The following is a 23,157-nucleotide window of genomic DNA, read 5'->3' as shown; positions in this document are numbered from 1 at the left end:
AAGCACGCCTTCCGCCTCGTTGTCGCCAGTCTGTTGATGGCCTCTTATTTCAGGGCGCCGACTTCCTTGTAGAATTTCTCCGCGCCCGGATGGAACGGAATGCCGGCGCTGGTGACCGCGTTCTGGAGCGTGATCAGCTTGCCCTTGGCATGACCAGCCTGCAGCGCCTTCTGGGTCTCGTCGCTGTAGAGCGACTTGACGATCTTGTAGATGAGGTCATCGGTCTGCTTGGCGTTGGTCACCCATTGCGCGGCGACCGAAATGGTCTTGGTCTCGCCGACATTCTTGTAGGTGCCCGCGGGCACGATGTCGGTCGAGAAGAACTTCTGTTCGGACAGGAGCTTGTCGGCCTCGGGGCCGGTGATCGGCACCAGCGTGATGTTGTTGGTGCTGGCAAGCTCGACGATGGCACCGGTCGGATAGCCGCCAACGAAGAAATAGGCGTCCATGGCGCCGTCTTGCAGGCGCTCGCCGGCCGGGCCGGGCTTGAGATATTCGGGCTTTACGTCCTTCTCCGTTAGACCGTAGGCGCCGAGCACCAGGCGCGCATCAACGATGGTGCCGGAACCCGGCTCGTCGAGGGAGACGCGCTTGCCCTTCAGATCCGCCACCGTCTTGATGCCGGCGTCGGCGCGCGCGACCAGATGGATGGTTTCAGGATAGAGCGTCGCAATGAGGCGCAGATCCTCTACCTTGGGCTTGCCCTCGTAGAGGCCGGTGCCCGAATGCGCCCAGTAGGCGACATCGGATTGCGTGAAGCCCGATTCGGAAGCGCCCGACTGGATGGCGCTGATGTTGGCCACCGAACCGTTGGAGGACGTGGCGCTGGCAACCAGGCCCTCGACGCCGGCCGGCCCCGTCGCCGAGATCGCGTTGGCGATCAGCCCGCCCACCGGATAGTAGGTGCCGGACGTGCCGCCGGTGCCGATACGGAAAAAAGCCTGCTGCGCGCGCGCCGGCGAAAACCCTGCCGCGGCCAGCGCCAAAGTGCCCGCGCCGACGGAAAAGACGCGACGGTTGATCGAAACAGTCATACTACCTCCCGGTCAAAGATCGGCAGGATGTTGCATCAACCCAAGGATTGTCAACCTGCGCGCGCCTTTCGGAGGGGATCGGTCGTCGCTGGCGGTGGCTCCCCCGCTGTTGCCGTCATGGCGCATTTTGAGATCTAGCTTGTCGATTGAACGGCGGTAATCCGCTTGCTGACGCGGCGCTATCAACACATTCCGCGTGTTGTCAGCCGGCATCCGCAACTGGCGGTTAGCCGACCCTCCAATTTCTGGCGGCTTCCAAGGTGCCAGCCGTCTTTATTAACCATTTGTTAACCATTCGGCCGGCACCCTTTAACCATTGAGTAAGGATTCGCCAGCCGTGACCTTTGCCGCTCCCCTGGAGACCAAATCCATTCGCTTTCGCGCCCGTTCGTTCGTCGCTTTCACGCTGACGCCGGAGGCGCCGATCGGTGCTTGGTTGGAGGGGCTGGATCATTGGATCGGCAATTCGCCGGGCTATTTCTCAGGGCGGCCGGTGGTGCTCGATCTCAATGCGCTGAAGCCTGCGGCCGACGAGATCGCGGCGCTGGTCGCTTCGCTCGGCACGCGTGGCATCCGGGTCTATGCCATCGAGCTCGAAGGGGCCTCGCTCGGGCCCGAACTGCCGCCGCTGCTGGCCGGCGCCAAGGAGGCCACTTCAGATGGCCTGCTGGCGCAGCCCGGCCGCAACGGCAAGGCAGGCCTGGCGGAAGAGGCCGGCAAGACGGAAGCGGTGTCTTCGGAACGCGGCAAGGAAACGGGCAAGCCCGACGAGGGCAGGGCCGAGGCTGGAAGGGTCAAGGCGGCCAAGGCGGCCAAGACAGAACAGCAAGCCGGCGCGGCGGAGCCGGCCCTGGCCGGAACGCTGATGGTCAAGTCGCCCCTTCGCTCGGGCCAGTCGATCTTTCATCCGCATGGCGATGTCATCGTGCTTGGATCGGTCGCTTCCGGTTCCGAGATCATTGCGGCGGGCTCGATCCATGTCTACGGCACGCTGCGCGGCCGCGCCATTGCGGGCTCGGAAGGCAATATTTCGGCGCGCATCTTCTGCCGCAGGAACGAGGCCGAACTGCTCGCCATCGACGGCTGGTACACCACGGCGGAGGACATGGAAGGCGCCTCGCGCGGCAAGCCGGTGCAGGCCTTCCTCGAAGACGGCGTGCTGCGCGTCGTGCCACTGAACTAGGGCGCCGGGATGAAAACGCCGGACCAGTTCTTGTTTTGCGCGACCGCGAACAGGACGTTCAGGTCCGCAAGGTTGGGACCGGTTTCGCGTGGGATGATGGCAGGTTCCAACAATAGCCGTGCGATGCACGGAGCAATAACAAACGACAACATCAGGCGACGGAGGCTTTTTTCATGGGCAAGGTAGTGGTGGTCACCTCAGGCAAGGGAGGTGTCGGCAAGACGACCTCGACGGCCGCATTGGGGGCCGCGGTCGCCAGGACCGGCAAGAAAGTGGCGCTGGTCGATTTCGACGTCGGCCTGCGCAATCTCGACCTGATCATGGGCGCCGAACGGCGCGTGGTGTTCGACCTCGTCAATGTCATCCAGGGCACGGCCAAGCTGTCGCAGGCGCTGATCCGCGACAAGCGCGTCGATACGCTGTTCCTGCTGCCGGCCTCGCAGACGCGCGACAAGGACGCGCTGACCGAAGAAGGCGTCGGCGAGGTGATCGAGAAGCTGCGCTCGGTGTTCGACTATGTGTTCTGCGATAGCCCGGCCGGCATCGAACGCGGCGCGCAGCTCGCCATGCGCTTCGCCGACGAGGCGGTCATCGTCACCAATCCGGAAGTGTCGTCGGTGCGCGATTCCGACCGTATCATCGGCCTGCTCGACGCCCGCACCATGCGCGCCGAACAGGGCGAGCAAATCGCCAAGCACGTGCTGGTGACGCGTTACGATGCCGGCCGCGCGGCTCGCGGCGAGATGCTGTCCATCGACGACGTGCTGGAAATTCTGTCGGTGCCGCTCCTTGGCATCATCCCGGAGAGCCAGGATGTGCTCAGGGCCTCCAATCTCGGTTCGCCGGTGACGCTGAGCGATCCGCTGAACGCCGCCGCCAAAGCCTATATCGAAGCGGCGCGGCGGCTGGAAGGCGAAGACCTGCCGGTCGTGGTTCCCTTCGAGCGCAAGGGCTTCCTCGACAGGCTGCTCGGAAGGAGGGCGGCATGAACATTCTCGACCTCTTCAAGCGGCGCTCCAGCGCGCCCGTGGCGCGTGAGCGGCTGCAGGTGCTGCTCGCCTACGAACGGCGCAGCCGTGGCCAGCCCGATCTCGTCTCCGTGCTGCGCGAGGAGATCATGGCCGTCATCGCCAAGCACGTGCAGATCGACCAGGACTATCTGCAAATCTCAATGGACCGCGGCGAGACCATGTCGACGCTGGAAATCGACATCCAGATCCCCAACAAAAGCGCCGTGCCGCTGGCCATGGCGGGCTGACTTTTACCCTCCCCTTGTGGGGAGGGTCGCTGCAAGCAGCGAGCGGAGTTGGCGCGGCGCTACAGGACGAGCATCCTCCAGCGCCAGCGCCCTCAGTCCTACCTTCCACGAGGGAAGGAGGAGCCAGGATTTCCCGCATTCAGATTCCACCAGAAATCGGGTGCGTCAATTCTGCAAAAAGACGGCCGTGGCATTGGTTGCCCGCCGCATTGCAACCCCAAATGTCCAACTTTACGCTCCCCCTAATGGGGGGCTTCCCCTGCGCAATCAGTGGATGTAAGCATACATATTAGCCAATTATTGAATACTGAATTGGGTATGCGTAAAGGGCATTCGTTATGAATTTCAAGGGTCTGATCAAGCGTGCCGAAGACGTAGATGATGCACTCCAGGAGCTGCAGGCCGATCTGGCGGACGCTCTGGATGCCAGCCTCGATACCGAATACGACGCGCCGCCGGACAGCGGCTTTATCCCAGATTCCGCGCCAGGAGCCGAGGCCTCGGCACCCGAGGCCAATGCGGATGGTGCGGATAATCCGGACGGCGCGGGCAACGCCGACGCCACTGAAACCGCGCCACGACTGACGCCCCATACCCAGACCCGGATGGCGGCATTGAGTGCCTTCGAAGGGATGTTCCACGACGCCAGGAACTATATGGACGAGATCAACGGCAAATTGTCGGAGATCGCGACCTCACACCATTTGACGCGCGAATTCCTCAACATCCTCCACACCGATATTATTCGCGCCAACGAGCTGGAGCTCGCAAATGGCGACCTGATCGCGGAACAAAGAACGCTGTCGGAAAAGCTGCACGACACGGCAAGAAAGCTGCGCGAGCGTGAAAGCGCCTGCGAATTGCTGCAACAGCGCGAGACAAGCCTGGTCCAGGACAGGGAGGCGCTTCGCGCAGCGCTCGCAGCGGCCAGGCTGGAACTTGCCGAGACGGCCAATGCGAGCGCAAAACGCGACGCGGAGTTCGGCGACATCGCCAAGCGGCTGACGGCCAGGGCGGTCGAGGCCAACAGGCGCCTGCGCGAGAGCAAGATGCTGCGGGAAAAACATGTCAGCCTGTCGATCGAGCTCGACAAGGCGCTGAAGCGGGAAACCCAGACGCGGCACAGGCTCGACGAGCTCTCGACGATCCATGCCAGCGAAGCAGCGCGGCTTGCCGAACTGCTGACCGCGCTCGGCAAGAGCGAGAAGGAGGAGATGCGGCTCCAGAAGTCACTCGAGACCGCGCAGGCGAAGCTGTCGGAAATGACCGAAGCGGCCAGCATGATGGAAGGCGACAGGCAAGCTGAACTGGCCCGCAGCCAGACGGAAATGCGCGGATTGCGTTCCGAGATCCAGGACCTGCAATCACGGCTGGAGCGGGCCTCGCACGAGAACAGCGAGGCCACAGCCGAGATCGCCAGGCTCAAGACCGACTTGAACGACACGCTGGCCGAAAAGAAAATCGCCGATCAAAGGTTGTCCTCGCTCACCGACGAGAACGAAAACGACAAGACGAGCCTTTCGAAAGCGAACGCCAATCTTTCGCAGCTTGCGCTGCAACAAGCATCGGAACAGATACAGCTGGATGTCCAGAGGCAGGAATGCGAGGACCTCAAAGCTGAAATCGCGTCGCTCAATGCGCGGATCAAGGAATTGCTGCCTTACGAGCGGCTTCACAAGGCCACCAACGGCAGATCGCGCGAGGCCGACGTGGTCGACATCGCCGCCGTTGTGGCGGAGAAAGCCCGTGGAACGGGCAGGCGGCGCATCCGCAGGAACCTCCGCGCCACGCCGTAGCTCATTTCGCCGGCATGGCCGCAGGTCCCGCTGCGGGGCAGCGTTCCGCGCCCGCTGCCTCAACGCGATCGCACGCCGCCGCCGCGGCGCAAATCGCTGAACTGAGCGAGCGGAAGGCTGTCTTGGCCGTCAAGACGGCGCCAAGCCATCTGCTCGGCTGCGAAGCGTTAGCCGCAGCAAGGTTGGGGTCCGGCCGAAGGTCCGCAGCAGGCCTTGGCTTTCCTCTCCTCCTCCAGCCAGCGGTCGCGCGGCTTGCAGCTTGCCGGCCGCGGCGAAAGCTCGACATGCACCGCATCACCCGCGAGCCGGGGGAGCGCGGCGCGGTAGAGCTGCATCGGGCGCACGCCGTCGCTGACTTCGAAAGTGAGCTTGGCGGAATGGTCGAGCCCGACATGCTCTGTCACCTTGCGGATGATCGCCGAGAATTTCCCGGCCGGCATATGCGTGCGGTCCTCCTCGACGTCCCAGAGCTGCACGAAGATCTCGGCCCAGGATTCCGGGTTTGCACCGCAGTCCAGCGCAGCGAACTGGCCGGCTTTCACTTCGGTGACGTGGTAGCCAGGCCGCACCGGCCGGCCGTCGTACAAGAACACCAGCGGCCGGTCCTTGTAGCCCGCCAGAAACTCCAGCAGGCCAGCGATGGTGATGTCGTCGGGATCAACGACGTCAGCGGGTTCAAATTCCCGATTGTCAGAAACGAGCATGTGCGGTAATCCTTGTTTCAACGTTTTTAGGATTGTTGAAATATGGATGAACGTCAAGCCCTTTCCGCCTTTGCGGCTCTTTCGCAAGAAACGCGCCTGCGCATCCTGCGGCATCTGGTGATTGCCGGTCCCGACGGGATTGCCGCCGGCGCCATCGCCGAAAAAGTCGAGGTCTCGGCCTCGAATGTGAGCTTCCACCTGAAGGAGCTCGAGCGGGCAGGGCTGGTCAGCGTGCGGCGCGATTCGCGCTCCATGGTCTATAGCGCCGAATATGACGCGTTGAGCGGCCTCATCCGTTTCCTGATGGAGGATTGCTGCTCCGGCCGGCTGGAGATCCGCGCTTCGGCGTTGGCTCCAGACTGCTGCGCCGCCGATGTGAAGGGACCGGTTCAGTGATCGTCGCGCCGACAGCCCGGGCGATCGTCCCGACCGCGCCGCGTCAGCAATCCGAAATCCAACCTCTTGCCGTCGAGGCCAAGCCATGACCGCTACGATCTACCACAATCCCGACTGCGGCACCTCGCGCAACACGCTTGCCATGATCCAGGCGAGCGGCGAGAAGCCTGACATCATCGAGTATCTGAAACATCCGCCCAGCCGGGACCGCTTGCGCCAGCTGGTCGCCGCCATGGGAATTCCGGCGCGCGCCCTGCTGCGCGAAAAGGGTACGCCCTATGCCGAACTCGGCCTGGGTGACGCCAAATGGACCGATGAACAGCTGATCGATGCCATGCTAAGGCATCCGATCCTGATCAACCGGCCGATCGTCGAGACGCCCAAGGGGACGCGGTTGTGCCGTCCGTCCGAGCTCGTGCTCGATCTGCTCGATCATCCGGTGGCCCGCTTCACCAAGGAAGATGGCGAGGTAGTGATCCATGACCGTGGCATCAAGTGATCGAAGCCTTTCCGATCTCGAATTCCCGGAGCGCTCGCCGCTGACCGCCATTGCCGCCCTCGGCGTCACCCAGATCATCGGCTACGGCACGCTGTACTACAGTTTCAGCATTCTCGCCGCCGATATGGCCAGGGATCTGGACTGGCCGACCGAATGGATTTTCGGCGCGCTCTCGGCGGCTCTGCTGGTTGGCGGCCTGACGGCGCCCTGGCTCGGAAACTGGATCGACCGCTTCGGCGCCGGCAAGATCATGACCGTCGGCTCGATCCTTGCCGCGGCTGCGCTCGCCGCCTGTGCCTACGCGCCGGCGGCCGGGGCCTTCGTGGCGGCGCTGATCGTGCTGGAAGTGGCATCGAACCTGGTCCAGTACGGCGCCGCTTTCGCGCTGCTTGTGCAGATAAGGCCGCGTGCAGCGCAACGCAGCATCACCTATCTCACCCTCATCGCCGGCTTCGCATCGACCGTGTTCTGGCCGATCACCTCGGCCCTGCACGCGCAGATGTCATGGCGAACGTCTATCTCGTCTTCGCGGGGCTGAACCTGCTCGTCTGCCTGCCGCTGCACGCCTGGCTCTCGCACGGGCTGGCCAAGAGCAGGCGCTCGGCGACCGAGCCGCCACGGCATGTCCAGGGATCGCTTCCGGCCTCGGCGCGGCCGCTCGGCTTCGCGTTGATGGTCATCGCCTTCTCGCTGCAGAACCTGCTTGGCGCCGCTGTCCTGGTGCATATGGTGCCGCTGCTTTCCGGACTTGGCCTCGGGGCGACCGCTGCCGTCGTCGGAACGCTGTTCGGGCCGTCACAAGTGTTGAGCCGCTTCATCAACATGATCTTCGGCATCAACCTGCCGCCATTGACGCTGGCCATCATCTCGGCCGGCCTGATGACGAGCGGGGTCGTCGTGCTGAACTGCACGGCGCCTTCCGTTGCAGGCGCGATGGTTTTCGCCGTCGTCTTCGGCATGGGCAACGGGCTTTTCAGCATCGTCATCGGCGCCCTGCCGCTGACATTGTTCGGCAGTGCGGACTATGGCCGTCTGCAGGGGCGCGTCACATCGGCCCGGCTGCTCGTTTCGGCCGTCGCGCCCTTTGCGCTGGCCTTTGCCATCGTCAATGTCGGCATTGCCTGGTCGCTGGGGGCCATGGCGTTTCTGGGCGGCACCGCGCTGCTGGTCCTGACAGCGATCACGAGACTGCCGAACGTGCGCAACGGCCGCGTCTGAGGGCGGCCGGCTCGTCCGGCCCTTTCTTGCCCCATCGAGATGCCGGCCCTGCCTCACGACGAGCGGGCCGGTTCGCCCTATCTCCCATGACGCAGCGTTTGCCTGATGGCGTACGGAGGACGGGATCAAGTGACATCGACGCCGGTTGTCGGTCGCGAAGCGGCGCCTTTGCCTGTGATGGCGCTGTTGGGGGCCATGGTGTCGATCCAGATCGGCGCCACTTTCGCCAAGAGCCTGTTTCCGGTGATCGGCGCGCAGGGCACGACGACGCTGAGGCTGGTCGTCGGCGCGCTGATGCTGATCGCCGTGCTACGGCCCTGGCAGATGCGGCCTTCGCGCGCCACCGTGCCGTGGCTGGTCGCTTATGGGGTAACGCTGTGCGCGCTCAACCTCCTGTTCTACGCCGCGCTCGCCACGATTCCGCTCGGCGTTGCGGTGGCGCTGGAGTTTTCGGGACCGCTGCTGGTGGCGACGCTGACCTCGCGGCGGGCGGGCGACTTTGCCTGGATCGCGTTGGCGGTCGCCGGCATCGTGCTGTTGTCGCCCTTCATCCGTTCGTTCCAGCCGCTCGATCCGACTGGGGTGATGCTGGCGCTGGCGGCTGGCGGTTTCTGGGCGCTCTACATCGTGCTGGCGCAGAAGGCGGGCGCCGAGCTCGGCACCCGCACCACCGCCTACGGCATGGCGATCGCCGCCGTGCTGGTGCTTCCTTTCGGCGTGGCGCAGGCGGGAGCTGGCCTGCTCGCGCCGTCGATCCTGGTCAGTGCCTTGCTCGTCGGCCTGTTCTCGAGCGCGCTGCCGTTCTTTCTGGAGATGGTGGCGCTGACCCGGATGCCGGCCCGCATCTACGGCACGCTGACCTGCCTGGAGCCAGGATTGGGCGCGCTGGCCGGCTTCCTGTTCCTGCATGAGAGCCTGACCGCGCCGCAACTGGCTGGCATCGCCGCCGTCATCGTCGCGGCCGCCGGCACCGCGCTGACGTCGAAGCCGCCGGTGCCGTCGCCGGAGTAGGGGCGGGTCAACGTGCAGGTTCGTGCTGCAAAGCCGGTTTCGTCACCGTCGTTCAGAACTTCACGCTCAGATCCACCTTGGCGCCCTGGTCGACCGTGCCACTGCCGAACTGGCCGGTATAGGACAGGCCGAGCGTCGCATTGGCCGACATGTTGAGATCGAGGCCGGCCTCGATCACCGCGGCATCCCTGGCGATCGGCACGCCGGCGATGGTGAATTGATCGCCGCCGGCGAAGGCGAAGACCGAGGTCGGCGTGACATCGCCGAAGGCGTGACGCCAGCCGAGCATGCCGCGAGCGGTGGCATCGATGCCGCCAAGCGCGAAGTCGGTCGCGCCGCGAAGGCCGAGCGTGGTGAAGGTGGCGTCGTTGTTTGTGCTGGCGCTGGTCAGCGCCGCGGCACCACCGGTTTCGGTGAAGCCGTCGGTGTGCACGCTGACGTAGGCGAGGTTGGCGAAGGGTTCGAACTTGAAGCCACCGGCATCAGCCTTGTAAGCGAATTCGCCGAACGCTTGCGCGGTGCCGGCATCGTAGTCGGCTGATAGTTGATCGGCAAAGCCGTTGAAAGCAACCGAGCGTCTGGTCGAGATGCTGCTCCAGCTATAAGCCGCTCCGCTGCGGAAGGCGATGGCGCCCCAGTTGGTGCCGCCATAGAGACCGAGATGATAGCTGTCGCTCTTGCCCGATGAATCGCGGTCGTCGGCATCGAAGGAGGAATGGCCGTAGCCGCCGATGAGGCCGACACGCCAGCCGCCGACCAAAGTGTCGGCGCCGGCCAACAGGCCGCCGGTCGAGCGGTCGAAGGCGGCGGCATTGCCGTCGCTGTCGGTGTTGCTCCACGAACCGAACACCTGGCCCCAGACAGCGAAGCGGTCGGTATCGGCCGCCACCATTTCCGGCCCACCCTCGCCATAGGCCATGACCGGCAGCGCCGCCGCGCCGCCATCGCCAAAGGCAGCAGCAATGCGATTGCTGGCGGCGTCGCGGACGAAGCGGCTGTCTTCAAGCAGCATGCCCTTGGCCGAGGCATGGATTTCCCCGGAAAGCTGGTCGAAGGCGTCCTGGGCGGCTGCTTCGCTCGGCAAAGCAAATATCGCATCGAACAGCGGATTGCCGCTGCCAAGACTTTCGGCACCACCGCCGGTGGCGATCTGGTTTGGCGTCAGGCCGACCTCGGCGAAGGATTTTGCCTGCGTCGCGTCGAGATAGACATGCGTCGGGTCGTAACTCGCGAAAAGGCCGGTGAACGGGCCTAGGCCGCTGAGCGTGTAGGTGCCGGTGACGCCCATGTCTGCCTGCAGCACGGTGTAATGCGTGCCCGCCACGTAAGGTGCTGCGTCGGTCTTGATCACGTCGAGGACCGCACCGGCGGCGATCGTCGCCGTGCCCGTCGCGTGGATGAGATCGGACTGGCCGGTCGAGGTCAGCTCGACCTGATAGATCGAGCCCGCCGCCTGGTCGAGATTGCCCGCGACGTTGAGCGTGCCGATCGAATTGCCGGGTGCGATGATGCCGCCCGACCGCGCCATGACACCGCCCACCGTGCCGTTGCCGCCCAGCGTGCCACCGAAGATCGTCACCAGCGAATTGGCCAGCGAACCATTTACGGCCAGCCGCCCGCCATCCACATTGGTGGCACCGGTGAAGCCGCTCGAATCGGCGGTAAGGTTCGTCGCGCCGGCGATCTGGTTGATCGTGCCTGCGCCACCGATCGCCGACGCGAAGGCGTAGTTCGTATCGGTGTGGTTGAAGTTGATCGCACCCGCGCCCGGCCCGAACTGGACGCTCGCCGCATTGAGCGTGCCCGCGGCCGCCGCTGGCGATCCGCTCGCCGCACCGATGTTGAGCGTGCCGACGGAGCCCGCCATGGCGGCGATGTTGACCACGCCGCCGCTCGACACCGCGCCGCCATTGGCAATCGTCAGCGTGCCTGTTCCACTAACGCCGACATCGAGATCTCCGCTGCTGGCCCATGTCGAGCCGGCGCCGTCGACCGCTACCGTGCCGACCGAACCTGCGGCGTAGCCAACCAAGCCCAAGCCATTGCTGACCACGCCGCCTTTCGAAACCGTCACCGTGCCCGTGCCAAAGCCTCCGACATAGAGGTCCCCGCTGTTCGTCCACTTCGATCCCGCGCCGTCAACCGCCGCCATGCCGGTCGAACCGGCAACGTAGCCGATATAGCCCCAGCCATTGCTGACCGTGCCGCTGTTCGAGATCGTCAGAGTACCCGTGCCGAAACCGCCTACGAACAGGTCCGAGCTGTTGTTCCAGGCCGACCCCCCACCGTCGACCGTCACCGTGCCGGTCGAGCCAGAGAATGCGCCCACATAGCCTGTGGTATCGCTAACCTTGCCGCCGTTCGAGATATTCAGCGTGCCGGTACCCTGATCGCCGACGAACAGGTTGGAACTGTTTGTCCAGGTCGATCCCCCGCCGTCGACGGTCACTGTGCCGGCGGAACCCGAACCGAAACCAACGAAGCCCAGGCCACTGTTGACCGCGCCGCCGTTGAGGATGTTCAGTTCGCCCGTGCCGGCGAAACCGACGAAAAGGGCTACGCTGGCCCAGGTCGAGCCTGCACCCTCGACCGTCGCCGTGCCGGTGGAGCCCGCAACATTTGCCAAAATGCCGTTCTGATTGCTGACCGTGCCCTTGTTCGAAACCGTCAGCGTACCTGTGCCCTGATCGCCAACGATCAGGTCCGAACTGTTTGTCCAGGTCGAGCCGGCACCGTCGACGAATACGATGCCGGTCGAGCCCGCCTTCGCGCCAACAGTTGCCCAACTGTTGCTGACCGCGCCGCCTTGCGTGATCTGCAGAGCGCCCTTGCCGAAATCGCCGACGATCAGCGACCCGCTGTTTGTCCAGGTTGAGTCGACGACTATCACGATGCCGGTCGAGCCCGCCGACTTGCCAACATAGGCCTTGTCATTGCTGACAGCGCCGCCGTTGCTGATCGCTAGCGTGCCGGTGCCGGTGCCGAAATCGCCGACAGCCAGGTCGGAACTGTTGGTCCAGGTCGAGCCGGCATTTTCGATGAACACGCTGCCGGTCGAGCCGGCATTCGCGCCAATAGTCCCCCCATTGGAGCTGACGTCGCCGCCATGGCTGATCGCCAGAATGCCGGTGCCGAAATCGCCGACACTCAGCGATCCGCTGTTTGTCCAGGTCGAGTTGTCGACGAACACCTTGCCGGTCGAACCCGCGGAGGCGCCAATATAACCTGAAGTATTGCTGACCTTTCCGCTGTTCGAGACCATCAACGTACCTGTCCCGTCGACGCCGACGGACAAGTTCCCGCTGTTGAGCCAGGTTGAGCCGATGCCATCGACCATCACCTTACCGGCTGAATCGGTGCTGTAGCCCACCATGGCATCAGCATTGCTAACCACACCGCCGTTGGTGATTATCAACGCGCCGTCGCCATCATGGCCGACATAGAGCGTTCCATTGTTTGTCCAGGTGGCATCATCGATCGTCGCCGAGCCGATCGAATCTGAATATTGGCCAATATAGGCGCTGTCGCTGATGACGTTGCCGCCGTTGGAAACCGTTACCGCACCAACGCCGGAACTGCCGACCGTGAGGCTATCAGTGTTAAGCCACGTTGAGCCGGCGCCATCGATCTTTACGACGCCTTGAACGTTGCTGCCGCCCGCAACAATACCCACAGCATCCGTCACGACACCGCCATTGAGGATATCGAGCGTAGCCAGCCCGAAACTACCAACCACCAAACTGCTGCTGGTCCACGAGGAACCCGCACCTGTTACGGTGACATCAGAAGTGGAGTTATCCCCCCAGGATAAGAATGCTCGGTCGGTCGTCAACGTGCCGTTCGAAATGACAAGGCTGCCGTCCGAAGAAGCTACAAAGCCAAGGTAAATATCGTCGGCAAAAGCGTTGCCAGCGTTGATAACAGTCGGATTCGGTGTCGAATTGCTGATATATACAATATCGGCCGCCGTCGGCACTGACCCAGCGTTCCAGTTTCCGGTGGTAAACCAATCCGTGGAGGTGGTGCCGGTCCAGGCATCGGCCGCCGTCGCGGCGATCGGCTGGCCGAGTCCGACCAGCGCGGTCGACGTCAGCGCCAGATATTTCCATGCGTTAGCCCTGCGGCCACCAAAACCATTCTGCGGCATCCAAACCCCTGACATGTTAGTCATTTCACCCTGAGGCTGACATGTCATTGGAGCTCGGGCTTGTCTTGGGCAGGGCCGCACTGGAATTGGACTGGAGCGAAAAGCCGAGCCTTTTGCGCGCACTGTGGCAGTTCTGCGCCACGATCGCGCAGGTGCCGCTCCACCGGCCTCTCAAAGAGAGAATCGGACGCCGCGCCAGGGCCGGCCACAGAAAATGCCGCAACCTATCTGGCGCTGGTCGGCGTATAGCCGAAACGGCGACGAAAGCAGCGATTGAAATACGATACATCGCTGAACCCGCTCGTCATCGCGATATCGCTGATCCGCATGTCGCTGTGTCTCTGAGAGAGCATCCTATGGGCGCTCTGCAACCGCAGTTCGAGAACGCGCTCGGAGAAGCTCACTCCCGTTTCCTGAAGGAGATCATGGACGTAGCGCGCCGACAGGGCGAGCTGTTGCGCGACACCTTGGGCGGAGATGCCAGGATCGGCGAAATCCTCGGCAATCGTTGCCAGGATCGCCTCCAGCCTGGCGGCGCGCAGGCCGCGAAGGCCGACCAATTCGGCAGCCCGGCCTTTCGCCCCGGTCACCAGGCCGATCAGGTCCACGATCGTGTCCGTCGCATGGGTGATGAGATCGGCCGAGGCGAGCGGGCTGCCGCTTTCAAGAAGCTCGCAATAGCGCTTGAGAAGATCGAGGGCTTCGTTGTCGGCGCCGATCTTCAACCCCAGCCGGTCGTCGATCTGCGGGAAGGCGCGCATGAGGACCGCGCGGGGGACGACCACATTGGTCCAGATATTGCTGTCGGCACCGGTCATTTTCAGCGCCTCCGAGGCCGTGACGAGGACCGCTTCTCCCCGACCGACGGCATATTCGCGGCCGACCTGCACGCCCGACAAGAGGGTGTCGGCCTTGTTGATCAACAGCAAATAGCCGTCATTGTCGTCCTCGGCGATGTTGCTCGCCTTCCTTGTCGCCTGCTTGATCGTTCCGGACATCTGACCGAGAACCAGTGAACCGACAGCCGTGGCTTCGATCGAGGCCTCGAAGGGCAGGTTTTCCGATATGCCGTATTCCACCGACCAGATTTCCGCGACGTGGATGTCCTGCCACAGGGAAAATCGCTCGCGCTCGCCAAGATGCGGCGGCAACTGAGCCGATGAAAACACCGTCTTTCGCGACAATGGAAAACCTCGATAAAGTATCCGCGCTTAAAAAATACCGATCGCCATACTTTCAATCGGCAGAATAACCGGCAACAGTGGCGGCTGGCGTCAAGCAATCGAGTTGAATCCTAATCGAGATCGGCCAGGAGTGGCGTCATCCAAAAGTATGACGCCACAAAATTCTCCGAGGCGAGATCGCAATGTGTCTGGAGGCGTGGTGGAGAGGCTGAGCAGCGAAGTCCTTGGTTCCATTATCGGCGATATTTACGATTGCGTTTTGAACCCGGAAGGCTGGGCCGGCGTCATGACCCGGATCGCGACCGCCATGGACGCGGCCTATACAACCATCGCGCTCGCCAGCACCGCCGACAATCATGGCCGCTTCGCCGCTCAATCGCCTTGGGATCCCGTGCAAATGCGCGTGCTCCAGGATTATGACTTTGACGCAATTCCCGGTCTGAAGATGGCGGTCGTCGGCGATGTCGACACGCCTGTCGCGACGCTGTCGCTGATGAGCGAAGCCGAACTCGGGCAGACGGCATTTTTTCAGAACTGGGCCAAACCTCAGGGACTGCGCGAAGCCTGCATCACCAAGTTCGTCCACACATCGGACCGGATCGGGCTCATGGGTTGCACCACATGGGCCGACAGGGGGATCATATCAGCCGAAGACCAACATTTCCTGGCGTTGCTCTCGCCGCATCTGCGCCGTGCTTCCCTGATCGGAGACCTGCTCGACCAGGCTCGCATTACCGCCAGCCTTTACCGCCAGGCGCTCGACAATCTCGCAGTGCCTGTCGTGCTTGCCGGCGCCAACGGGGCCATCCTCCATGCCAATGGCGCTGCCGAACGGATGTTGTCGGCGCAAGGTCCGATTCTTTCCAGGAACGGCCTGCTCCAGGCGCAGAATCCGGCGGTCGCCCGCGCCCTGCTGGAAGCGATCGCCGGCGCCGCGAACGCGGATGCTTCGCTTGGCGCCCGGGGCATAGGACTGCCGGTCTCGGCCCCAGGCCGGCCGCCCGCTGTCGCCTATGTGCTGCCGCTGACCGAAGGAACCGCGCGCGCGGCTTTCCGGCCGGCATGCGCGGCTGTCTTCATATCGACCACAACGTCGGCTTCTCCTCTCCCGGAGGCCGTCCTGACCACGCTGTTCGACCTTACGCCCGCGGAGGCGCGGGTCCTGCTGCGGATCGGCAGCGGATTGTCGGCGTCGAAGAGCGCTTTGTCGCTCGGCATCGGCGAAAACACCTTGAAGACACACCTCAATCGTATCTTCGCCAAAACCGGGACGAGACGCCAAGCCGACCTCGTCAAGCTCGTCTCGGACATAGGCACGCCCCTGGCAGCGCATTGAGGCTGAAGGCGTAGTCCGCAGCGCGAGATCGGCTCACCGCCTCCAGAGCGGCTCCGGCGCGAAGCGCTCGCTCGCCGGGATCGCGCCTGGCCGCCCCCCTCTGGCCTGCCGGCCATCTCCCCCTCAAGGGGGGAGATTACTCGCTTCCACCGCTCAGATCAGCTTCTCCAGCGTGATCGGCAAGTCGCGCACCCTTTTCCCCGTCGCGTGGAACACCGCGTTGGCGATCGCCGGCGCCACGCCGACGATGGGCAGTTCGCCGACGCCCTTGCCGCCGAGCACAGAGGAGTGCGGGTCGGGGATGCCGACCGAAATCACCTCGATGTCGGGAATGTCGGCATTGGTCGGCACCAGATAGTCGGCGAGGTTGTTGTTGACGATGCGGCCGTGGCGGCGGTCGATGATGCCTTCTTCCAGCAACGCCTGGCCGATGCCCATGATGATGCCGCCCTTCCACTGGCTTTCCGCCAGCTTCGGATTGTAGAGCCGTCCCGAATCCAGCGCCGACACGACGCGCGAGACCCGCACGGTGCCGAAATCCTCGTCGACCCGGACCTCGATGAAATGCGCGCACCAGGAGTGGCGGGAATAGTCGCCTTCGGTGTGCGGCAGCGCCATGGCGATGGTGGTGTAGTTCCTGTAGCGGTCCTCGGCACTCGAATTGGCCGGCATGGTATCGCCTGTCGCCTCGATGCGATCGCGGCCGACGCTTTTGAGGAGCTCGGCGATCGACACATCGGGGCCGTCGCCACGCGGTGCGGTGATGCGGCCATTGGCGACGACCAGCGTGTTGGCCTGCAGCGCATGGAAGGGCGAGCGCGGGTCGCTGATCGCCAACCCGACCAACTGGTCGAGCGCCGAGGTCGCGGCCTTGTAGACGGCGCCCGTCATGACGCCGGCCAGGCGCGAGCCGCCGGCGACGCCGGCGCGGGGGAAGCGAGAATCGCCCAGCTTCACCACGACGTCGTCGGCCGGCACGCCCACCGTCTCGGCCGCCGTCTGCGCCAGGATGGTGTAGGTGCCCTGGCCCATGTCGATCGAAGAGCTTTCGACCTCCACCGAGCCGTCGGCCAGGATGCGCACGATCGCCTCGCCATAGGCGCGCCGCACCGGATAGGTACCGGCGGCTACGCCCCAGCCGATCAGCTGGTTGCCGTCGCGCATCGAACGCGGCTCCGGTGAGCGCCTGGCCCAGCCGAAGCGCTCGGCGCCCGTGGCAAAAGCCTCGCGCAACTGCCTGGTGGACCAGGCTTTTTTCACTTCCGGGTCCTGCTCGGCATAGTTCCGCAGCCGGATCTCCAGCGGGTCGATGCCAACCTCATAGGCGAGCTCGTCGATGGCGCTTTCGATGCCGAAGGCCGAGGGGTTCTCGCCCGGCGCGCGCATGGCGCCCGGCACCACGGAATTCACCCGCACGACGTTCTGCCGGGACGAAAAGTTCGGCGTCGCGTACATGATCGAGGTAACCGAGGCCAACGGCTCCACCCACATGCCATCGATCGACGTTTCATTGACGCCGCGATGCACGATCGACTGGATTTTTCCTTTCGCATCCGCGCCGAGCGCCACCGTCTGGCGCGTCGCGGCGCGGCCGCCATAGCCGGTGAAGGTCTGCGGGCGCGTCATCACCAGGCGCACCGGCCGGCCGAGCATTTTGGCTGCACTCGCGGCAACCGCGCCGTGGCCGAGCGCCAGCGCCTTGGAGCCGAAGCCGCCGCCAATATAGGGCGAGACCAGCCGCACATTCTCGAACGGCACATCGAACCACTCGGCATAGGTGCGCGCCATGCCGTCGAGCCATTGGCTCGGCTCCCACACGGTGAGCCGGTCGCCCTCCCAGCGGGCGATCAGGCCGTGCGGCTCCATCGGCGCCTGGTATTCGCGCGGCGTGTTGTAGGCGGCGCAGATCCGGACCGGGGCGGACGCAAAGGCAGCCTGCGCGTCGCCCCATTCCTTGGTCATGGCCTCGATCGGAATGCCGTCGCCGGCTTTGGCATCGTTGAGGTCGACGATGGCCGGCGTCTCGTCATAGTCGACCTTGACCAGGGCCGCTGCCGCAACCGCCTGCTCGAAGGTTTCCGCGACCACGGCGGCGATATGCTGGCCCGAAAAGCTGATGTCGCGCGCCAGCGGGCAATAAGGCTTGTCGGGCGGGGGCGTGCCGAACCAGTCCGACGCGGTTTTCAGGGCCATGATGGTGTCCGGCGTCAGCACTTGCAGCACGCCGGGCGCCGCCTCAGCCTGCGCCGTATCGATGGCGCGCACCTTGCCGGAAGCGATCGTGCTGTCGACCAGCACGCCATAGGCCAGGTCTTCGAGCTGCTGTTCGACGGCGTATTTGGCTGCGCCGGTGATCTTGGCCGGGCCGTCGACGCGCGACAGCCGGCCTCCGACGGCTTGTGCCAGCACGCCGTCGGAGGCGTCGCCATGTCTTGCGATGTGAACGGTCATGCCGCTTCTCCCAGTTTGAGGATCGCTCTGGCCACCACGCGCGGCGCGAGCTCGATCTTGTAGTGGTTGGCGCCATGGTCGACGGCGCCCTCGACGGCGAGCAGGCTGGCCGCGCGGACAACCTCAGGCTCCAGCACCTTGCCTTTAAGCGCCTCTTCCACGGTGCGCGCCCGCCAGGGCTTGGTGGCAACGCCGCCGAGCGCGACGCGCAGGTCGCGGACGGTGCGCCCGTCGGCCTCGAGTTCGAGGCCGACGGCGGCACTGGCGGCGGCGAACTCGTAAGACTGCCGGTCGCGGACCTTCACGTAGCTCGAGCGGCGGGCGGCGGCGGATCCCGGGATTTCGATGGCGGTGATCATCTCGCCCGGTTCGATCGCGTGTTCCTTCTGAGGCGTGGTGCCGGGCAGCAGGAAAAAGTCGTCGACCAAGACGCGGCGTTCTCCGAGATGGACCACCGCATCGAAGGCGACCAGCGCGGTGGCGAGGTCGCCGGGATAGGTGGCGATGCAGGCCTCGCTGGTGCCGAGCACCGCATGGCCCCTGGTGACGCCGCCGATCGCCGAACAGCCGCTGCCGGGCTCGCGCTTGTTGCAGGCGGCAAAATTCGAGGGATCGCGGAAATAGGGGCAGCGTGTGCGCTGCATCAGATTGCCGCCGACGGTCGCCATGTTGCGGAGCTGCGCCGAAGCCGCCTGCCACAGCGCCTCCGAGACGGCGGGAAAGCCGCCCTTGATGCCGGCGTGGTCGGCGACATGGCTCATCCTGGCGAGCGCGCCGATGACGGCGCCGCGCTCGTCGATCTCGATGGTATCGAGCCCCTTGAGATGGCTGATGTCGACCAGGCTATCGGGCTCGGCGACGCCGCATTTGGCGAGGTCGATCAGCGTCGTGCCGCCGGCCAGCAGCATGGCGCCGGGCAGGGCGGCCGCTTGGCGTGCGGCGTCGACCGAGGCGGCGCGAAGATAGGAAAAATCCCTCATGACGCGGCCTCCAGCGCTGCCTGGCGCACGGCGGCGATGATGTGCGGATAGGCGCCGCAGCGGCAGAGATTGCCGGCCATGTATTCGCGGATCTCGTCATCGGAGCCGGCATGGCCTTCGCGGATGCAGGCGACCGCCGACATGATCTGGCCAGATGTGCAATAGCCGCACTGGAAGGCGTCCTGATCGAGGAAGGCAGCCTGCACGGGATGCAGTTCGCCCTCCCGTGCAAGCCCCTCTATGGTGGTGACGGTGCGGCCTTCGGCCTGTGCCGCCAGCGTCAGGCAAGCCAGCACGCGCTCGCCGTCGACATGCACCGTGCAGGCGCCGCACTGACCGTGGTCGCAGCCCTTCTTGGTGCCTGTCAGGCCGAGGCGGTCGCGCAAGGCGTCGAGCAGCGTGACGCGCGGTTCGAGGTCCAGCGTATGCGGCTGGCCGTTGATATCGAGATGGACGGGGATTGTGGTGTTCGTCATGGGCGTCTGGCTCCAGTTGCTTGACGCTGAGGGAAATGAAGTGGTGTCGGGGCGGGGAAGGGCAAGGCGCAATGTGGTCAGCTTGGCCGATCTCCCCCCGCGGGGGGAGATTACGCTCTTCGGCGCCTTCACCAATCCCTGACGAATATCGGCCTTGGCTTGCAAGCTTTCAGCACGTGACATACCGGTTCCCCTGATTATATGATAAAGGTGCTCCACTAAAGCGGAGGCGCCTCCGTTTATTACGTGGGGGCTGACCCGATGGGGTTCAAGCCCCATATTTCGACAGTGGAGAAAAAATTGGCCGCAGAGCCGTCCGCCATCCCCGACCAGAAGACCGCAGAGGCCAAGCCGTTGCGCGCCGACGCGCAGCGCAACCGCGACCGGCTGGTCGAGGTGGCGGCCTCGGTCTTCGCCGAGCGCGGAATCGACGCCTCGCTGGAGGAGATCGCGCGCCGCGCGGGCGTCGGCATCGGCACGCTCTACCGGCATTTCCCGACACGCGAGCACCTGGTCGAGGTGGTCTACCGCCGCGAGGTGGAGGGGCTGTGCGCGGCCGCCGGCGAACTGGCGGCAAAGCATCCGTCCGACGTGGCGCTGGAAGAATGGATGCGGCGCTTCGTCGACTATATCGCCACCAAGCGAGGGCTTGCGACCAGCCTGCGCATCCTGTTGACGGCGAATGCCAATCTCTATTCCGACACGTCGGGTCGGGTCTCGGCGGCGTTGCGGCAATTGGTCGAGGCGGCGGTGGCCGAGGGCACCATCCGTGGCGATGTCGACGCGTCCGACGTGCTGCACGCGCTGGGCGGCATCTATTCGGCGCCCGACACCCCGGATTGGCGCGATCGCTCGCGCCGGCTGGTCCGCCTGCTGATGGACGGATTGCGGTTCGGCGCCGCCAAGGCTAGGTGAGGGCGACTGGAGACTGGCCTGCGGCTAGCGGGCACGTCCGCGATTTGGGGGCATCTTATGTATGTGGGCCGTTCCTACAAGGTGATGGATTTCGCGCTCTGGTCGCGGCGCAGCGTCATCTACATGGTGGTGGTGAGCGGACTGGCGGTGGCCGCCTACCGTTTTCCCGGACTTGCCGGGTTCTCGGTGCCGTGGTCTGTCGTGCTGGTGCTCGGCACGACGGTGTCACTGGTGGCCGGCTTCAAGAATTCGCAGGTGTTTACCCGCAGCGGTGAAGCGCTGCAGGCGTTTGCGCAAATCACGGCCAGCAGCCGGTTGTGGTCCAATTTCTGCAGGGACTTCACCGACGCCCCGACAGCGAAGCAACTCATCTATCGCCACATCGCCTGGATGACGGCGCTGCGTTTCGCGCTGCGGCGGCCGATGCCATGGGAATCCATGGCGCGGGCCGCCAATATCGAATACCGGCGGCGTTACCATGTCCAGGAGGATACGGGCTCGATTGCCGACGAATTGCGGCCGTTGCTGGCCGAGCAGACCGAGGGCGTCCTGAAATCGCCCCGCCCGGCGATCGCCTTGCTCGAAATGCAATCGGTGCAGGTCAACGGCTTGTTCAAGGATGCCAAGATTCCTCCGCAGATCTATGGCGAACTGACAAAACTCATCCGCGACTTCCACGACCAGCAGGCGCGCTGCGACCGCATCAAGAACAATCCCTATCCCCGCCAATACGCCATCGTCAGTTCCATGTTCGTCATGATCTTCTGCACGCTGTTGCCGTTCGGCGTCGTTCCGGTCTTCGCTGAGATGGGCAAATTCGGCGGGGCGCTGGGCTCGATCGCGATCTGGCTGACGATCCCGTTCAGCACGCTGCTGGGCTGGGCATACATGTCGCTCGACCAGGTCGGCGAGAGCAGCGCCAACCCTTTCGAGGGCAACGCCAACGATGTGCCGATTTCGCAGATCTGCCGCGACATCGAGATCGAGATGCGGACCGGGCTCGGCGAGGTCGACCTTCCCGCGCCATTGCTGCCTGTCAACGACATCGCGACGTAAAAGCCAGCGCGCTTGGCGGCGATGAGCAGGGCGAACGGCCGGCTTCATTGCGCCTGGGCGGCGCGCCGCTCCGCCGTCGAAGCGTCAGGTCTTTTCGGGCGTGCACCAGGGGCAGCCCTTGGCGGGTTGCGACGGCTCGTCGCCGCGCCGTGTCGGCTCCGCCTCGATCGGCTCCCGTGTGTCGGGACCGTGCGTATCACTCGTCCGTGTCATGGTTCTTCTCCTCGACGGGTTGCATCGGCGATTCAAACTGCTTGCGCAATGCTCTGTTTTTGCAGAGTTTTCTCCAAGCGCTTTGCTTTCTCCCGGCCCGCCTGCCTGTTGGAAATCACGCGCAGCCAAGGCGCCAGATGGAAGGCGCTCATCAGCAGGTACATGGCCGGCATGCCGGTGAGCGGCGAAGAGGTGCCCATGCACAGCATCGCCGCATCGCCGCCGAAGATGCCGGCCAGCAGCGCCATCAGGGCGAAGATCGGCGCTGCGGCGAGGCCCAGCCAGTCGGCGATGCCGAGGCGGGCCGCGTCCTGATCGGGACAGCGGCGGGCGTCTGTATGGATGTCGCTCATGTCTTTCTCCTCGGTTGCGCATTGGCGCAAGCCCGGAAAGCAGCAGCAGTCCTGGGAAAGCTGCCGCCTTGCGAAGAGCGTCCGGCCGCGCTTGCGTCGAGCCGGCGCTCTAGCCAGGCTCTACTGGGCGTCCTTGTTGCGGAACGCCGCCTCGCCGGCAGCAGACACTTCGTCCCATTTCCTGTCCGGCGCGGTGTCGGCGTCGTAGTTGTCGCTCCAGTTCCACCATTTGTAGGTCGGGGTCTGCGGATAGCCTTCGGGCGAGTCCTCCCAGACCTCCTGGCGGCCGAGCGGCGTGGCGTCGAGGTAGCTCCAGACGGTGCCCATCGCCTCGTCGCCGCGGTTGTTGATCAGATAGGTGCGGAAGATGCGGTCCCCGTCGCGGATGAAGACGTTGTGGCCGTGCCATTCGTCGACGCCGAAGTCTTTGTCGAAGCTGTCGGTGATGGTGTACCAGGGCATTGCCCAGCCCATCCGCTTCTTCAGCCGCGCAATGTCGGCCTGCGGCGCGCGCGAGGCGTAGGCCAGCGTGGTGTCGCGGGCGTTGAGATGGGCGAGGTTGGAGACCTGGTCGGCGCCCAGCGAGCAGCCGCGGCAGGCGTGATCGGGCCAGCCATACACACCCGGCTCGAAGAAGGCGCGGTAGACGATCAGCTGGCGGCGGCCCTCGAACAGGTCGAGCAGGCTCGCCTTTCCGTTGGGTCCTTCGAACGTGTAATCCCTCTCGACGGCCATCCACGGCATGCGCCGGCGCTCGGCGGCCAGCGCATCCTTGGCGCGGAGCGTCGCCTTCTCCTTTACGAGCAACTGCTGGCGCGCCGCCTCCCATGCTTGCTGGGAAACGATCGGCGGTGTGTGCATTTGCTTGGTCATGGCTTTTGCCTCGCTGTTCCGGTTTGATGTGACGCGACTGACATAGCGCCGGACAGCGGGATGGTGAGAGTTAC

20 protein-coding genes and 1 pseudogene are annotated in these 23,157 nt (G+C 64.6%); 11 read left to right on the top strand and 10 right to left on the bottom strand.

Annotation, left to right across the window (positions count from 1 at the left end):
- Positions 1–44 precede the first annotated feature (44 nt).
- On the bottom strand, positions 45–1,034 hold the full coding sequence (locus FJ426_RS08440; RefSeq protein ID WP_140561125.1) for a TAXI family TRAP transporter solute-binding subunit: 990 nt from the start codon (positions 1,032–1,034) through the stop codon (positions 45–47).
- Between the two features lie 337 nt (positions 1,035–1,371).
- Between FJ426_RS08440 and minC the strand changes: the two genes are divergently transcribed.
- The 4 genes from minC to FJ426_RS08420 all read left to right on the top strand — a co-directional run bounded on the left by minC (position 1,372) and on the right by FJ426_RS08420 (position 5,271).
- Positions 1,372–2,217 (top strand): septum site-determining protein MinC, encoded by an 846-nt coding sequence (gene minC, locus FJ426_RS08435; RefSeq protein ID WP_140500141.1) that lies wholly within the window; start codon positions 1,372–1,374, stop codon positions 2,215–2,217.
- Between the two features lie 173 nt (positions 2,218–2,390).
- Positions 2,391–3,206, top strand: a complete 816-nt coding sequence (gene minD / locus FJ426_RS08430) for a septum site-determining protein MinD (protein ID WP_140500139.1) — start codon at positions 2,391–2,393, stop codon at positions 3,204–3,206.
- On the top strand, positions 3,203–3,475 hold the full coding sequence (gene minE / locus FJ426_RS08425; RefSeq protein ID WP_140500137.1) for a cell division topological specificity factor MinE: 273 nt from the start codon (positions 3,203–3,205) through the stop codon (positions 3,473–3,475). The genes minD and minE overlap by 4 nt, the downstream gene beginning before the upstream one ends.
- Positions 3,476–3,813: 338 nt before the next feature.
- Positions 3,814–5,271 carry a hypothetical protein gene (locus FJ426_RS08420; protein WP_140561124.1) on the top strand — a complete coding sequence of 486 codons (1,458 nt, stop codon included), beginning with the start codon at positions 3,814–3,816 and terminating at the stop codon, positions 5,269–5,271.
- Between the two features lie 167 nt (positions 5,272–5,438).
- On the opposite strand, the gene FJ426_RS08415 is transcribed toward FJ426_RS08420, so the two are convergent.
- Positions 5,439–5,975 (bottom strand): DUF6428 family protein, encoded by a 537-nt coding sequence (locus FJ426_RS08415; RefSeq protein WP_140561134.1) that lies wholly within the window; start codon positions 5,973–5,975, stop codon positions 5,439–5,441.
- Between the two features lie 42 nt (positions 5,976–6,017).
- Here FJ426_RS08415 and FJ426_RS08410 point away from each other — a divergent pair, with 42 nt between their 5' ends.
- The 4 genes and pseudogenes from FJ426_RS08410 (at position 6,018) to FJ426_RS08395 (ending at position 9,099) form a co-directional block, all read left to right on the top strand.
- Positions 6,018–6,371, top strand: a complete 354-nt coding sequence (locus FJ426_RS08410; protein ID WP_140516097.1) for a metalloregulator ArsR/SmtB family transcription factor — start codon at positions 6,018–6,020, stop codon at positions 6,369–6,371.
- Positions 6,372–6,456: 85 nt separating this feature from the next.
- Positions 6,457–6,870, top strand: a complete 414-nt coding sequence (gene arsC / locus FJ426_RS08405; protein WP_140561123.1) for an arsenate reductase (glutaredoxin) — start codon at positions 6,457–6,459, stop codon at positions 6,868–6,870.
- Positions 6,851–8,088 (top strand): annotated as a pseudogene (gene arsK / locus FJ426_RS08400) (arsenite efflux MFS transporter ArsK). Before arsC ends, arsK begins: the two are co-directional and overlap by 20 nt.
- Positions 8,089–8,217: 129 nt before the next feature.
- A complete protein-coding gene (locus tag FJ426_RS08395) occupies positions 8,218–9,099 on the top strand; it encodes a DMT family transporter (protein WP_140500127.1) in 882 nt (293 codons plus the stop codon).
- A 52-nt stretch (positions 9,100–9,151) separates the two neighbouring features.
- Here FJ426_RS08395 and FJ426_RS08390 read toward each other — a convergent pair whose 3' ends face one another.
- Together FJ426_RS08390 and FJ426_RS08385 are read right to left on the bottom strand one after the other, a co-directional pair.
- Entirely contained in the window at positions 9,152–13,246 is a 4,095-nt protein-coding gene (locus FJ426_RS08390; RefSeq protein ID WP_281405484.1) for an autotransporter domain-containing protein, read from the bottom strand.
- A 224-nt stretch (positions 13,247–13,470) separates the two neighbouring features.
- Entirely contained in the window at positions 13,471–14,430 is a 960-nt protein-coding gene (locus tag FJ426_RS08385) for an AraC family transcriptional regulator (protein WP_140561121.1), read from the bottom strand.
- Positions 14,431–14,629: 199 nt separating this feature from the next.
- On the opposite strand from FJ426_RS08385, the gene FJ426_RS08380 reads away from it, so the two are divergent.
- Positions 14,630–15,766, top strand: a complete 1,137-nt coding sequence (locus FJ426_RS08380; RefSeq protein WP_140825157.1) for a helix-turn-helix transcriptional regulator — start codon at positions 14,630–14,632, stop codon at positions 15,764–15,766.
- Between the two features lie 153 nt (positions 15,767–15,919).
- On the opposite strand, the gene FJ426_RS08375 is transcribed toward FJ426_RS08380, so the two are convergent.
- The 3 genes from FJ426_RS08375 to FJ426_RS08365 are packed head-to-tail and all read right to left on the bottom strand — an operon-like array spanning position 15,920 to position 19,673.
- A complete protein-coding gene (locus FJ426_RS08375) occupies positions 15,920–18,217 on the bottom strand; it encodes a xanthine dehydrogenase family protein molybdopterin-binding subunit (protein ID WP_140561119.1) in 2,298 nt (765 codons plus the stop codon).
- The gene (locus FJ426_RS08370; RefSeq protein WP_140516081.1) at positions 18,214–19,197 is read right to left on the bottom strand and encodes a xanthine dehydrogenase family protein subunit M; all 984 of its coding nucleotides are present in this window, start codon (positions 19,195–19,197) and stop codon (positions 18,214–18,216) included. The genes FJ426_RS08375 and FJ426_RS08370 overlap by 4 nt, the downstream gene beginning before the upstream one ends.
- Entirely contained in the window at positions 19,194–19,673 is a 480-nt protein-coding gene (locus FJ426_RS08365) for a (2Fe-2S)-binding protein (RefSeq protein ID WP_140516079.1), read from the bottom strand. Before FJ426_RS08365 ends, FJ426_RS08370 begins: the two co-directional genes overlap by 4 nt.
- A 300-nt stretch (positions 19,674–19,973) precedes the next feature.
- Here FJ426_RS08365 and FJ426_RS08360 point away from each other — a divergent pair, with 300 nt between their 5' ends.
- Both FJ426_RS08360 and FJ426_RS08355 read left to right on the top strand, forming a co-directional pair.
- Entirely contained in the window at positions 19,974–20,588 is a 615-nt protein-coding gene (locus FJ426_RS08360) for a TetR/AcrR family transcriptional regulator (RefSeq protein WP_140500115.1), read from the top strand.
- Between the two features lie 57 nt (positions 20,589–20,645).
- The gene (locus FJ426_RS08355) at positions 20,646–21,644 is read left to right on the top strand and encodes a bestrophin family ion channel (RefSeq protein ID WP_140556442.1); all 999 of its coding nucleotides are present in this window, start codon (positions 20,646–20,648) and stop codon (positions 21,642–21,644) included.
- A gap of 84 nt (positions 21,645–21,728) precedes the next feature.
- Here FJ426_RS08355 and FJ426_RS32005 read toward each other — a convergent pair whose 3' ends face one another.
- The 3 genes from FJ426_RS32005 to FJ426_RS08345 all read right to left on the bottom strand — a co-directional run bounded on the left by FJ426_RS32005 (position 21,729) and on the right by FJ426_RS08345 (position 23,083).
- Complete coding sequence (locus tag FJ426_RS32005; RefSeq protein ID WP_263486928.1) at positions 21,729–21,857, bottom strand: hypothetical protein; 129 nt, start codon at positions 21,855–21,857, stop codon at positions 21,729–21,731.
- Between the two features lie 32 nt (positions 21,858–21,889).
- Positions 21,890–22,210: a hypothetical protein gene (locus FJ426_RS08350; protein ID WP_140561118.1), complete on the bottom strand. Its 321-nt coding sequence runs from the start codon at positions 22,208–22,210 to the stop codon at positions 21,890–21,892.
- 120 nt (positions 22,211–22,330) lie between these two features.
- Positions 22,331–23,083, bottom strand: coding sequence for a DUF899 domain-containing protein (locus tag FJ426_RS08345; protein WP_140561117.1), 753 nt, complete (start codon positions 23,081–23,083; stop codon positions 22,331–22,333).
- Positions 23,084–23,157: the final 74 nt, after the last annotated feature.

This window comes from Mesorhizobium sp. B2-6-4, from assembly GCF_006441495.1.
In the GTDB taxonomy this organism is placed as follows: domain Bacteria; phylum Pseudomonadota; class Alphaproteobacteria; order Rhizobiales; family Rhizobiaceae; genus Mesorhizobium.
The sequence above is the reverse complement of the archived record's forward strand: the minus strand, read 5'-3'. Positions and strand labels throughout refer to the sequence as shown.